The 12,289-nt window shown below is 63.1% G+C and carries 14 protein-coding genes and 1 pseudogene; 3 read left to right on the top strand and 12 right to left on the bottom strand.

Annotation, left to right across the window (positions count from 1 at the left end; translation table 11 throughout):
- Positions 1-65 precede the first annotated feature (65 nt).
- Complete coding sequence (locus ACSQ84_RS16875) at positions 66-422, bottom strand: hypothetical protein (RefSeq protein ID WP_436212806.1); 357 nt, start codon at positions 420-422, stop codon at positions 66-68.
- A 105-nt stretch (positions 423-527) separates the two neighbouring features.
- Positions 528-1,244: pseudogene (locus ACSQ84_RS16870) on the bottom strand (MgtC/SapB family protein).
- A gap of 174 nt (positions 1,245-1,418) precedes the next feature.
- Here ACSQ84_RS16870 and ACSQ84_RS16865 point away from each other — a divergent pair.
- Entirely contained in the window at positions 1,419-2,366 is a 948-nt protein-coding gene (locus tag ACSQ84_RS16865; RefSeq protein WP_436212805.1) for a hypothetical protein, read from the top strand.
- Positions 2,367-2,587: 221 nt separating this feature from the next.
- Here ACSQ84_RS16865 and ACSQ84_RS16860 read toward each other — a convergent pair whose 3' ends face one another.
- The 10 genes from ACSQ84_RS16860 to ACSQ84_RS16815 form a co-directional block, all read right to left on the bottom strand.
- Positions 2,588-3,601, bottom strand: a complete 1,014-nt coding sequence (locus ACSQ84_RS16860; RefSeq protein WP_436212804.1) for a WD40 repeat domain-containing protein — start codon at positions 3,599-3,601, stop codon at positions 2,588-2,590.
- A complete protein-coding gene (locus tag ACSQ84_RS16855) occupies positions 3,601-4,665 on the bottom strand; it encodes a CobW family GTP-binding protein (RefSeq protein ID WP_436212803.1) in 1,065 nt (354 codons plus the stop codon). Before ACSQ84_RS16855 ends, ACSQ84_RS16860 begins: the two co-directional genes overlap by 1 nt.
- Positions 4,666-4,797: 132 nt before the next feature.
- Entirely contained in the window at positions 4,798-5,670 is an 873-nt protein-coding gene (locus ACSQ84_RS16850; protein WP_436212802.1) for a metal ABC transporter substrate-binding protein, read from the bottom strand.
- Positions 5,671-5,672: 2 nt separating this feature from the next.
- On the bottom strand, positions 5,673-6,542 hold the full coding sequence (locus ACSQ84_RS16845; protein ID WP_436212801.1) for a metal ABC transporter permease: 870 nt from the start codon (positions 6,540-6,542) through the stop codon (positions 5,673-5,675).
- 5 nt (positions 6,543-6,547) lie between these two features.
- Complete coding sequence (locus ACSQ84_RS16840; protein ID WP_436212800.1) at positions 6,548-7,315, bottom strand: metal ABC transporter ATP-binding protein; 768 nt, start codon at positions 7,313-7,315, stop codon at positions 6,548-6,550.
- A gap of 2 nt (positions 7,316-7,317) precedes the next feature.
- Positions 7,318-7,518: a hypothetical protein gene (locus ACSQ84_RS16835; RefSeq protein ID WP_436212799.1), complete on the bottom strand. Its 201-nt coding sequence runs from the start codon at positions 7,516-7,518 to the stop codon at positions 7,318-7,320.
- A 50-nt stretch (positions 7,519-7,568) separates the two neighbouring features.
- Positions 7,569-8,066: a hypothetical protein gene (locus tag ACSQ84_RS16830; protein WP_436213102.1), complete on the bottom strand. Its 498-nt coding sequence runs from the start codon at positions 8,064-8,066 to the stop codon at positions 7,569-7,571.
- A gap of 19 nt (positions 8,067-8,085) precedes the next feature.
- Positions 8,086-8,688, bottom strand: coding sequence for a permease (locus ACSQ84_RS16825; protein WP_436212798.1), 603 nt, complete (start codon positions 8,686-8,688; stop codon positions 8,086-8,088).
- 136 nt (positions 8,689-8,824) lie between these two features.
- Positions 8,825-9,199 carry a fluoride efflux transporter CrcB gene (gene crcB, locus ACSQ84_RS16820; protein ID WP_436212797.1) on the bottom strand — a complete coding sequence of 125 codons (375 nt, stop codon included), beginning with the start codon at positions 9,197-9,199 and terminating at the stop codon, positions 8,825-8,827.
- A 226-nt stretch (positions 9,200-9,425) separates the two neighbouring features.
- A complete protein-coding gene (locus ACSQ84_RS16815; RefSeq protein ID WP_436212796.1) occupies positions 9,426-10,022 on the bottom strand; it encodes a superoxide dismutase in 597 nt (198 codons plus the stop codon).
- 164 nt (positions 10,023-10,186) lie between these two features.
- Between ACSQ84_RS16815 and ACSQ84_RS16810 the strand changes: the two genes are divergently transcribed.
- Together ACSQ84_RS16810 and ACSQ84_RS16805 are read left to right on the top strand one after the other, a co-directional pair.
- Entirely contained in the window at positions 10,187-10,726 is a 540-nt protein-coding gene (locus tag ACSQ84_RS16810; protein ID WP_436212795.1) for a GNAT family N-acetyltransferase, read from the top strand.
- Positions 10,727-10,829: 103 nt separating this feature from the next.
- Positions 10,830-12,212 (top strand): MATE family efflux transporter, encoded by a 1,383-nt coding sequence (locus tag ACSQ84_RS16805; RefSeq protein WP_436212794.1) that lies wholly within the window; start codon positions 10,830-10,832, stop codon positions 12,210-12,212.
- The last annotated feature ends 77 nt before the right edge of the window (positions 12,213-12,289 follow it).

Raw genomic sequence — 12,289 nt, 5'->3', positions numbered from 1 at the left:
ACAATCACGATCGTGAGTATGGATTCCGGGTCTGCGCCAAGCGGCGCATCCCGGAATACAAATAACTACCTTTCCTTGATCGGCGGCGCGGTCTTTTCCGCTGGCGCCGGCGGCAGCACGGGCTGGGCGCCGGACTTCTGCGCTTCGGGGTCAGGCCGCGCCGGCTGCGGCGGAACATCGGGCGGCCGGGTGCCGGTGGTCGTCGGCTCGGCGGGCGCGGCCGGTTTGGCGGCGGGCGCCTCCTGTTTGGTTTCCGCCCCCGGCGTCGACTGCAGCGGCTGGGTCGCCTGCGCCAGTTGCTGCGAACTGCGCGAGCGCAGTTCCATCACAGACACGCCTGAAATGACGAGCCCGGTCGTGACCAGCGCGGCCGCGATGATAAAATCGATCCGGTAACTGCGCTTGCTAAGATCGGCCGACATATCGTTCACCGCGAAAAATTGTTCGCGATATCAACGGCCGGCACGAAGGATTGTTCCGGGCACCGCGGGTGTGGAACCGGACGAACCCCGGGGGAAAGGTCCGTACTAATCCTTGGTCGAGACTTCCCAGGTGGCGTGGCGAACGCCGGGCTGTCGCTGCAGATCGGTCACGACCGCGTTCAGTTCGTTGGGATCGATCGCGGTGGAGACCAGAGTTGCGACGATCTCCAGCAGGTCGTCGCCATGCTCGACCACGTTGATTTCAGCGACCGGATACTTTGCATGCTCCAGCCGCTCGACCAGATGGTCGCGCATGTCAGGCAATGCCTCCGCGGTGACCGCAAGTTTGAAGTAATAGGTCGCCTCCGACGAGCGCTCGTCGATCGGAATACGGTTGATGGCGTTCACCAGCGGACGCAGCAAGGTGTTGCCGGCGACCACGAACACGGTCAGCGCCGCCGCCTAGGCAACCAAGTCGGCGCCGGCGCAGGCTCCGACCGCGGCCGATCCCCACAGCGTCGCCGCGGTGTTCAGGCCGCGGACGTTCATGCCCTCCTTCATGATGACGCCGGCGCCGAGGAAGCCGATCCCCGAGACGACATAGGCGATCACATGGACCGCGCCTTCGGCAGCCTTCAGATGCATCGCAAGATCGACGAAGGCGGCCGCGCCGACGGCAACCAGCACATTGGTGCGCAGGCCCGCGGTGCGCTGCCGGTATTGCCGCTCGGCGCCGATCAGGGTGCCCAGAATGAATGCCGCGGTCAGGCTGACCAGGGTGTCGAGGAAATCGGCGATCTGGAAGGTGGTCAGGAAGCGCATGTCACTTCTCTAGGGCAGAGAAGTGACGAATCTATCACGGCCTGAACGAGTTGGCCCGTTCCGGCGACTAACGGGCGCCGGCTCCGAAGCGAGCAACGATCCCTGGCGCTGAGGGCAATGACGCTGGATGCAGTAATGGACTGAACATATTCAGGTAATTTATCGGGAAGTGTGATGAAGAGATTGCTTTATGCCGCGATCGGGCTGCTTTGCATTCAATGCGCGCCCGCCGCCGCCGACCAGAACTGCATGACCGGCTATTACCGCACCAAGCAGCCCGCTTGCGTCGACAACGTATTGTCGCAAATGCGAGCCGGCCCAAACGCCGATCCCAGTGTCATTGGATTCCTGGCGCAGATCTTCAGCACGTCGCCCGCGGAAAAGCAGCGCATCTTGCAGCTTGAAGCCTCCTCATACGTCAAATCGGTGAAGCTGGTGGCGCTCTACGGCGCCGGCCTCACGGAAGACGCGCAGAAATTTGCCGAGGAAAACCAGATCGCAGCCACGCTGCAGAAAATCGAAAAGAACCAACCCGCAAAACTTGCCGTGGTGCGGCCGTCGTCGAATGCCGCCGACAATGATCTTCTGATCGGCGCGTATATGGCGTCGGGCGACACCAGCTTCATTGAAAGAATTCTTGCCAACTTCGTCAGCGCAGATGACGACATGGCGGGCATTGCCATGCGCATGGGATTCATGAAGAGCAAGTTCGGACCCAATATGACCGCAGAAGGCCGGGACAACGTAATGGCCAAGATGGCCTGCGACAAATATCAGTGCAAAACCGAACCCGCCAAATTCTTTCGCGTGCTGACATTGTCGAGCGCATTCTGGGCATTGCAGTCGCTGGCATCAACCGACGACGGCATCAAGAAGACGTTCACCGGTTTTTTTGCGAATGATCCTCGCCTGAAAAACCTGCTCGCGGCCGAGCAAGCGGCGTTCGGAAATTACATGACGGCGCTCACCATGCTCGCCGTCTTCAAGCCCGATCCGAAGGATCGCGATAAAACCGCTGAGAGCATGAGCAAGGCCGCTTCGGCCTTTGAAAATCTCGAACCGGCCGGCAAGACGTTTGACCACATCGAGGCCTACGTCAAAGCGGGCAGGAAAGCGAAGTAGGGTGGCCTAGCGCTTGACGACCTTGAAATGAATCGGTGCCGGCGTTCAGCCAACCTCGCCCCGCTTGCGGGGAGAGGTCGGATTGCGAAGCAATCCGGGTGAGGGGTACAGGTCTATCAATTGATGCCGGTATTAGCGGATAGAGCCCCTCACCCCAACCCTCTAAGAGCGAGCTTCGCTCGTCTCGACCCCGCGAAGAGCGGGGCGAGGGAGGACAGCGCCTACCACTCCACCAAGCCGGCGTCGCCGTCTTCGGTCGCGAAGGCGAGCAGCGATCCCTTGGGGCTCCAGGCCAGCGCCGAAACGGCGGCGTTGCCCCGCCGGCGCACCAGGATCTCCGCGCCATCCTCGATCCGCACCATCAGCACGCAACCGTCGCTGTAGCCGGCGGCCAGGATATCGTGCTTCGGATGACAGCTGACCGCGGAGACGCGCGCCTGCAGCGGCGCCAGCATCGCCGGCTCCTTGCCCATCGGCCCGTCCTTGCTGGCGAATGGCCACATGATCACGGTGTCGGCGCCCGAGGTCGCCAGCGCCTTGCCGCCGGCGCTCCACGACATCGAGCGGACGCGGCCGGGATAGCCGCTCATGCGCATGTGTCTGTTATCGGCGAGCCGCCAGCCATGCAGCGCCGGCTCGTGCATCCCGGTCACCAGAAACCTGTTGTCCGGGCTGAAGGTGACGGAAAGATGCGAGCCGGCCCATTCCAGAAACTCCGGCTTCGCCGCCATATTGGGAAACCACAGCGTCACGCCGTTGTAATGCGCGACCGCCAGCCGCAGGCCCTTTGGCGCGAACGCCAGTCCGCCAACGGTCGAGGGCATGTCGAAGGATTTCTCCTCGCCCTTGCTGCGGACATACGAGGTCTTGCCGGCCGACCACGCCACCGCGCCATCCGGATGCAACGCGACATTATCGATCCAGCGCCGCTTTGCGTCGGTCGCGAGTACATCGACCTCGCCCTTGGCGTTGAGCGCGACCAGCTTGCCGTCGTCGCCCCCGCTGACGACTCGCGCGCCATCGGACGCCGCGCACAGCACCGCACCGCCATGGATCTCGACCCGCGAAATCTCGCCCGCGGCGTCCACGATCGCCGCACTCTCCTCGGCACCGACAAAGACCGCGGTCTCGCCGAGAAAATACACGGACGATACCGGCATGCCGACCGCAAGCGGCCGCACCTTGTCGGTGATCGAAGCGATAGAGGGGCCTTCGCCCGGATCAAACTGTTTCATCACGTGGTGATACAGCTCTCAAAACCGTCGCGGATCATCTGCTCCGGCAATTCGCGACCGATGAAGACAAGGCGGCTCTCGCGGCGTTCGTCATCCTTCCACTTACGCTGATGATCGCCCTCGAGCATCATGTGGACGCCCTGGAACACGTAGCGGTCGTCGTCGTCGGTGAAGGAGAGGATTCCCTTGGAGCGCAGGATCTTCTGCCCCTCGGAAGCGACGAGGTTCTGCAACCACGGCATGAATTTGTTGGGATCGAGCGGCTTGTCCGATCGCAGCGACAGCGACTGCATCTCCTCGTCGTGGTAATGCTTCAGCCCGGCATGGCTGTGGCTGTGGCTGTGATCATGGTGATGGTCATGGCCGTGGTGATGATCGTGATCATGGTGGTGGTCATGGCCGTCGCCGGCATCGAGGAATTCCGGCTCGATCTCCAGGATGCGATCGAGATCGAACGCGCCGCGCTCCAGCACGTCCGACAGCGCCACCTTGCAGCGCTCGGTGCGGTGCAGTTTTGCGTAAGGATTGATGCCGCGGATGCGGGCCTCGACTTCGGCGAGTTCGGCCCTGGAGACCAGATCGGTCTTGTTGAGCACGATGACGTCGGCGAATGCGATCTGGTTCTTGGCTTCCGGGGCGTCCTTCAGCCGGTCGCTCAGCCATTTGGCGTCGGCCACGGTCACGACGGCATCAAGCCGCGCGTTCTTCTGCACATCCTCGTCGACAAAGAAGGTCTGCGCCACCGGCGCCGGATCCGCGAGGCCCGTGGTCTCGACGATGATGGCGTCGAACTTGCCTTTTCGCTTCATCAAGCCGTCGAGGATGCGCACGAGGTCGCCGCGCACGGTGCAGCAGATGCAGCCATTGTTCATCTCGAACACTTCTTCATCGGCACCGATGATCAGGTCGTTGTCGATTCCGATCTCGCCGAATTCGTTGACGATGACGGCGTACTTCTTGCCGTGGTTTTCCGACAGGATACGGTTGAGCAGCGTGGTCTTGCCGGCGCCGAGATAACCCGTCAGCACGGTCACTGGAATTTTTTGGGCGGTCAAATCAGACATAATCACTCCGGGCAGAAATATTGCGCGTCCTGACAGGACGCGCAATTATTTAGTGGAGCATGATCTTCCGGAAAACCGGTATCCACTTTTCCGGATCATGCTGGCGCGCTGGACGGCAGGGTGGCCCCTGACCTAATCGCCAAGCGCGCTGGTCAGCGCCTTTATATTGTGCCTGACCATGTCAATGTAAGTGGGGGCATCGCCCTTTTCAGCCGTCAAACTGTCCGAATAAAGGGTCCCGCCGATCCTGGCGCCGGTCTCGGCCGAGATTCGGCGGATCAGGCGCGGATCGCTCATATTTTCCAGAAAAACCGCGGGGATCTTGGCTGACCTGATCTGGGTGATAATACCCGCAATATCGCGGGCGCTGGCCTCGGATTCGGTGGACACGCCAACCGGCGCAATGAATTCGACGCCGTAGGCGGCGGCGAAATAGCCGAAGGCGTCGTGGGTCGAAATCACCTTGCGGCGGCCTTGCGGGAGCTTTGCGATGGCTTCGCGCGCCTCGCGGTCCAGGATGTCGAGTTTCGCCAGATAGGCCTCCGCATTGGCGCGAAAGCTTTGGGCTGAGGCGGGATCGGCGGCCACAAGGGCGTCGCGGATATTACCGATATAGATTTTTGCGTTGGAGACCGACTGCCAGGCGTGTGGGTCGGCATGCGAGCCAAGCTTCAGCGGCGCGATGCCCGCCGTCGCGGTCACGATGGTCACTTTGCCGCCGGCCGACTTGACCAGCCGCGGCAGCCAGCCCTCGAAACCAAGGCCATTGATGAAAATCAATTTGGCATCGGCAATCCGTTTCGCATCGGCCGGAGTAGGCGAATAGACATGCGCGTCGCCGTCCGCACCGACCAGCGTCGTGACGCTGACGCGGTCGCCGCCGACGTTGCGGACGAAATCGCCGAGGATGGAAAAGCTGGCGATAGTTTTAAGGCGCTCCTGCGCGCTCGCTGGAACGGCCGTCGCGATCAGCACCAGACAGATGAGCCCGAACAATCGCTGCATCGCTATGCCTCGAGATGCCGGCCGGGGAACATCTGCCGGACCAGGCCGCTGACATTGCCGAACAGCACGGACACCACATAAATCCCCGCTGCCACCAGAATGATCGCAGGGCCGGAGGGAATTTTGGTCTGGAACGACAATACCAGCCCGGCATAGCCCGAGACCATGGCGCTGGCCACCGCGATACAGATCATGCCGGTGATGTCGCGCGACCAGAACCGCGCGATGCCCGCGGGCAGGATCATCAGCCCGACGCCCAACAGGGTTCCGAGCGCGTGAAAACCATTGACGAGGTTGATCACGACCAACGCCAGGAACGCCAGATGCGCCGGGGCGCCGGCGCGGCTCACGGTGCGCAGGAACACCGGATCGACGCATTCGATCACCAGCGGGCGATAGATCACCGCCAGCACCAGCAGCGAGATGGTGGCGTTGAAGGCGATCACCAGCAGGGTCTGGTCGTCCATCGCCAGGATGTTGCCGAACAGCACGTGCAGCAGGTCGATATTGGTACCTTTAATGGAAACGATGGTGACGCCGAGCGCGAGCGACACCAGATAGAACGTCGCCAACGAGGCGTCTTCCTTCAGCTCGGTGGTGCGCGCCACTACACCGGCCAGGATTGCGACGGTAAAGCCTGCGATCAGGCCGCCGGTCGTCATCGCGAACAGATTGAGGCCCGAGACCAGGAAACCGATCGCTGCCCCGGGCAAGATCGCATGCGCCATGGCGTCGCCGACCAGGCTCATCCGCCGCAGCATCAGGAACACGCCGATCGGCGCCGCCCCGAGCGACAGCGCGATCACGGCCGCCAGTGCGCGGCGCATGAACTCGAATTCGGTGAAAGGCGCGATCAGCGCGTCATGGAGCATTGCAGTCAGGCCGCGCGCGACGGCGCGTCTGCGGCGCAGGCGGTGGCCCGGTCGTCGAAGGCTTCGCACATCTTCATCGCCACCAGCAGGTTTTCCGGGGTCAGCACCTGCGCGGTCGCGCCCCAGTCCACCGGGCCACGTGCCAGCAGCAGCGTTTCGGGGAAATGGTTACGCACCATTTCCAAATCGTGCAGCGCCGCCAGCACGGTGCGCCCTTCACCATGCCAGCGCTTGACCAGCGCGATCAGGTCCGCGGAAGTTTTGGCGTCGATGGCGTTGAACGGCTCGTCCAGCACGATCAGGCGCGCATCCTGCAACAGCACCCGCGCAAAGAGCATGCGCTGCATCTGTCCGCCGGACAGCGTGCCGATCGGGCGATTTTCAAAACCGTTGAGGCCGACGGCGGCAAGCGCCGCCAAAATCCTGCCGCGCTCGGCCTTGCCCATGCCGCCGAAAAAACCGGTAGACCGCCACAGCCCGGTGCCGACGAAATCGAACACCGAAATTGGAAAGCTGCGGTCGATGTCGGCGGTCTGCGGCAGATAGGCGATATCCTTGCTGTCCAGCCCGCCCAGCGAGATCGAACCGGAGAGCGGCTTGAGGATGCCGGCCAGTCCGCGAAACAGCGTCGACTTGCCGGCGCCGTTCGGCCCGATCACCGCGACCAGCGCACCCTTGGCGACCTCGAGGTTGAGGTGATGCACCGCCGGATGCCGGTCGTAGCCGAGCGTGACGTTACTGAATTTTACCTGCGCTTTGTCCTGAACCGCCATGCTCACCTCATCGCCACCAGCACGACCACCCAAAGACAGGCGCTGACCGCCAGCGCCGCGCCAAGCCGCGCCGCCACCGTCATGCGCAAGATCGACCACGGCGCCGGCTGCGCCGGATGCGGCATCGAGGGGTCGTGGCTGTGGGCGTGCCCATGGCTGTGGGCATGGGGTTGTGCATGGTCGTGGGAATGGGCGTGAGGCATCCAAAGATGTTATATTATAACATTTCCTGAGTCCACCGAAGCGCCCTGCTTCAAGGCTTCCCGATCGCCATGGCGAGCGCCGCCGCCAGGAACGGAAACGGCACCGACACCGCGGCCCGGAACCAGACGAAACGCGCCGGCATGAACGGGATTTCCCACAGGATCATGCGCTGGAAGGCGAACAGCGCCCAGGCGACGACATAGGCGATCACTTGCGGCGAACCGCCGCCGACCTTCAACGCCACCGCGGCGATCGAAAAGCCGACCACCGGCCCTCCCGGCGTCAACCCGCCCGCGATCACGGCGGTCAGGACGCCGAGCCAGCCGGAATCCGGGCCCAGCCAGCCGGTGATGACTTCAGGGGGAATGACCGCGGCGATAAAGCCGGAACCGATCACGCCGAGCGCGATGCGCGGCACGATGTTGAGGAAATCCATCGCGCCTTCGCGCGCCGCCGAAACAACTACGACGCGGCCGCGCCGGAACGCGATGAAGCCGAGCACCAGCACGGAGCCCCACAGGCTGATGTCGATGATGAGCGCACTCAGCGTCACGACGGCTCGCCCTTCATGTCGGCTCGCCCTTCGGGTACATCCGCACATAGACGAAGCGCCCGAGCGCGCCGGCCAGGACCGGGATCGGCAGCGAAATCACGATGCGCCACAGCGTGAAATCGGTGCCGAGGATTGGCAATTCCCAAGCGACCGCGCGGCCATAGCCGATCAGCGTCCAGCTCACGACCATGGCGATGGTGGCGCCGAAATCCGCGCCGACCGTGAGAAGCGCCGCCGCCACCGGATAGGCGGTGAACGGCCCGCCCGGCAGGATGGCGCCGAACGCCGTGCCGATCAGCAATCCCTTCAGGCCCGAGTTCGGCCCGAGCGAGCGCGACACTTTTTCATGCGGCAGAATTTCGGCGATAAAGGCGCCGAGCAGGCAGCCGGCCAGCACGCGCGGCAGGATCTCGCCGAACAGCGCGAGATCATGAGTGAGAATTTTCAGCACGCCGTCGAGCCCGTCACGGCGATAGACCAGCGTGGCGCTGACCGCGACCAGCACGGCGATGAAGATCATCGACCAGCCGACCGGCTTGCGCTTGCGCCGCGGCGCCGCTTCGGCCTCCGCGCTATCGTCGGCCGGCGGCGGCTGTTTCAATGGAGGTTCTGACAATGCAATGAATCGGCAAGTGATCTGCAGGTGTTACGTCTCAACCCTGCTTAGTCCCGGCTGGTGCCTCACGCAAACGGAACAACGGCGCTATCCATGCGCCTCCCGGGGATGGCCATGCCGGGCCATCACGCTTTGCTCAGGTCAGATGGCGCACCAGCGCCAGGCCGGCAAACAGGCCGGCAATCGAGAGCACGACCGAGCCAAGGACGTAAGCCGCCGCCAGGCCAAGCTCGCCGCGTTCGTAGAGCAGCGCGGTATCGAGGGAGAACGCGGAAAAGGTGGTGTAGCCGCCGAGAATGCCCGTCATCACGAACAGCCGCCACGGCTGCGAGGCCCCGCCTTTGAAGGCGAGATAGCCCGCGATCAGCCCCATCACGGTCGATCCTGATATGTTGATGATGAAGGTGCCCCAGGGAAATCCGGTGCCGATGGCGCGGGCGCAGGTGAGATTGACGAGGTGGCGCAACGACGCGCCGAGGCCGCCGCCGAAGAAGACCAGCAAATAGCTCATCGCCGCATTTTCCACATCGCGAAATCACCCGGTAAGCCGTTGTGCCGCAAGCCTGCGACGGCTGCAAGGATGGCCATAGGCAAGTGCAAAAGATAAGGACGGCAGTTTGCACTGCCGCCCTTGAAATTTGTTTTACGTCATTCCGGGATGGTCCGAAGGACCAGACCCGGAATCTCGAGATTCCGGGTTCGATGCATTGCATCGCCCCGGAATGACAAACAGAGCATCAAGCCTTGCCGAACAGCTGGTCGACATATTCCCAGTTCACGAGGCTATCGACGAACGCCTTCAGATAGTCCGGGCGGCGGTTGCGATAGTCGATGTAGTAGGAATGCTCCCAGACGTCGCAGCCGAGGATCGGGGTTGCGCCATGAACCAGCGGGCTTTCGCCGTTCGGTGTCTTGGAGATTTCGAGCTTGCCGTTCTTGACCGACAACCAGCACCAGCCGGAGCCGAACTGGCCGACGCCGGCGGCGGCAAAATCGGTCTTGAACTTGTCGAGCCCGCCGAGGTCCTCGGTGATCTTCTTTTCCAGACGGCCGGGCAGCTTGCTGCCGCCGCCATTGGGCTTCATCCAGTTCCAGAAATGCAGATGGTTGTAGTGCTGGCCGGCATTGTTGAACACGGCCGGGTTCTTGCCGAACGAAGCCTTGACGATCTCCTCGAGGGACTTGCCTTCGAATTCGGTCCCCTTGATCGCGTTGTTGCCGTTGGTCACGTAAGCCTGGTGATGCTTGTCGTGGTGAAATTCCAGCGTTTCCTTGGACATATAGGGGGCAAGGGCGTCATGGGCATAGGGAAGATCGGATAGCGTGAAGGTCATGGGGTGATGTCCGAAAATGATGGGAGACGTGGTCTAACGGGAACCCTTATAGAAGGTTCCATCGCGCTTAAACACCGCAATTTGATAAAGCGGGCGGGTTCTTCGGTAACGATGCTGCGCGTCCAGCGTATGACGGGGGACATACGGCTTCACGGGGTAAAAAAATGAGCATCGAGATCGACGTTCTGAACGCGGACGCTTCATGGCCGCGGGTCAAACCGCTGATGGATGCGGTCTGGCCGCCCGAACTCATGGAAAAAGTGTCATGGCGTAACGTCAAATGGGCCCAGGCCGATTTGCGTGTGCTGATCGAGGCGCCAGAGGAATCGTCAAAACCTGGCCTTGCCTGCCATGTCGGCATCTACTTCCGCACCGTCACATGGAACGGACGCAAGGTCGATATCGGCGGTATCGGCGGGGTTGGGACCCGCGAGGATTGCCGGGGACAAGGGCTTGCCAGCGTCGCGCTCGGCGCTGCGGTCCAGACCATGCGCGACCATGAAGCGATCAAGTTCGCGCTGCTGTTCTGCGAGCCGCACAATTATGCCTTCTACCAGGCACGCGGCTGGCATCCCTTCACCGGCGAGATCCATGCCGAGCAGCCGGAAGGACGCATCCGCTTCGAGGCGATGGCACCGTTCGTGTTCGACTTCACCCGCGCTCCGCGCGACGGCATCATCGACCTATGCGGCCTGCCATGGTGACCCCTGCGCGGCGATGGGTGGCTTGCGCCGGGCCCGCGCAATAATATGTCAACCGTAATATATCGGCCCCGATATATCTCGTGGCCGACGAACCGGTGACGCAATGACCATTGACGCTCCGATTGACGCGCGCCCCGCAGCCGTGCTGACCGCCCCGGTCAACAACCTCTTGACCTCGCCGATCCTGCCGACGCTGCTCAAGCTCACGCTCCCCAACGCGATCGCGATGTTCGGCACCGCTTTGGTGGCGGTCGCCGAGACCTCCTATATCGGCCGGCTCGGCACCGAGCCGCTGGCCGGGATCGCGCTGGTGTTTCCGTTCGTGATGCTGACGCAGATGATGTCGGCGGGCGCGATGGGCGGCGGCGTTTCGTCCGCCATCAGCCGCGCGCTCGGCGCCGGCGATCGCGAGCGCGCCGCAACACTGACGCTGCATGCGGCGATGATCGGCACCTGCGCTGGGTTATTCTTCACCGTGATGATGCTGACGCTCGGCCGGCAGTTCTATTCGTTTCTCGGCGGCCGCGGCGGCGTGCTCGAACAGGCGATGCAGTATTCGCAAGTGCTGTTCTCCGGCGCGATATCGATCTGGCTGGTCAACACGCTGGCCTCGGTGGTGCGCGGCACCGGCGACATGCGCATCCCTTCAGCCGTGCTGATCGCCGTCGCGATCGTACAGGTCGCGGTCGGCGGCGGCCTTGGTCTTGGACTATTCGGCCTGCCGAAACTCGGCATGCCCGGGGTCGCCGCGGGCCAACTCGCCGCGTTCACGTTGGGGGCAATATTCCTGGCGTGGTACCTCGCCAGCGGCCGCAGCCGGCTCAAGCTGAATTTCGCCGCCTTCCGATTCGAGCGCGGCATGTTCGTCGATATCCTCAAGGTCGGCGCGGTCTCCTGCCTGTCGCCGCTGCAAACCGTGCTGACCATCCTGATCTTCACCAAAATCGTGGCCGGCCTCGGCACCGAGACGCTGGCCGGTTACGGCATGGGTTCGCGGCTGGAATTCCTGCTGGTCCCGCTTGCCTTCGCGTTCGGCGTTGCCTCGGTGCCGATGGTCGGCATGGCTGTCGGCGCCGGCCTCGTGGCGCGGGCGCGCCAGGTGGCCTGGACCGCGGGCGCCGCGGCAGGCCTGACCGTCGGACTGATCGGCCTGGTCGTCGCGGTCAAGCCGGTGCTCTGGATCTCGCTGTTCACCAATGATCCCGGCGTGACCGCTGCTGCCTCGTCTTACCTGGCCTGGGCCGGTCCGGCGTTCGGCTTCTTCGGCACCGGCGTGTGCCTCTATTTCGCTTCGCAGGGCGCGGCGAAAGTCGGCGGCCCTGTCATGGCCGGGACCATCCGGCTGTTGCTGGTGGGACTTGGCGGCTGGTGGCTGGCGTCATCCGGCGCGCCAACCTGGACCTTGTTCGCGCTGGTCGGCGCCGCGATGGTGGTGTTCGGCCTCTCCACCATGCTCTTCATTCGCTTCACGCGCTGGGGCAAATGAGCCTCCGCGCGGCGCGATCCGGCGTTGCACAAATCTGATTTATTGCTATGCAGGCGCCTGATTTTTCCGGGGAATGA

Origin of the sequence: Bradyrhizobium sp. LjRoot220 (genome assembly GCF_964252915.1) — a bacterium.
Taxonomy (GTDB): domain Bacteria; phylum Pseudomonadota; class Alphaproteobacteria; order Rhizobiales; family Xanthobacteraceae; genus Bradyrhizobium.
The sequence above is the reverse complement of the archived record's forward strand: the minus strand, read 5'-3'. Positions and strand labels throughout refer to the sequence as shown.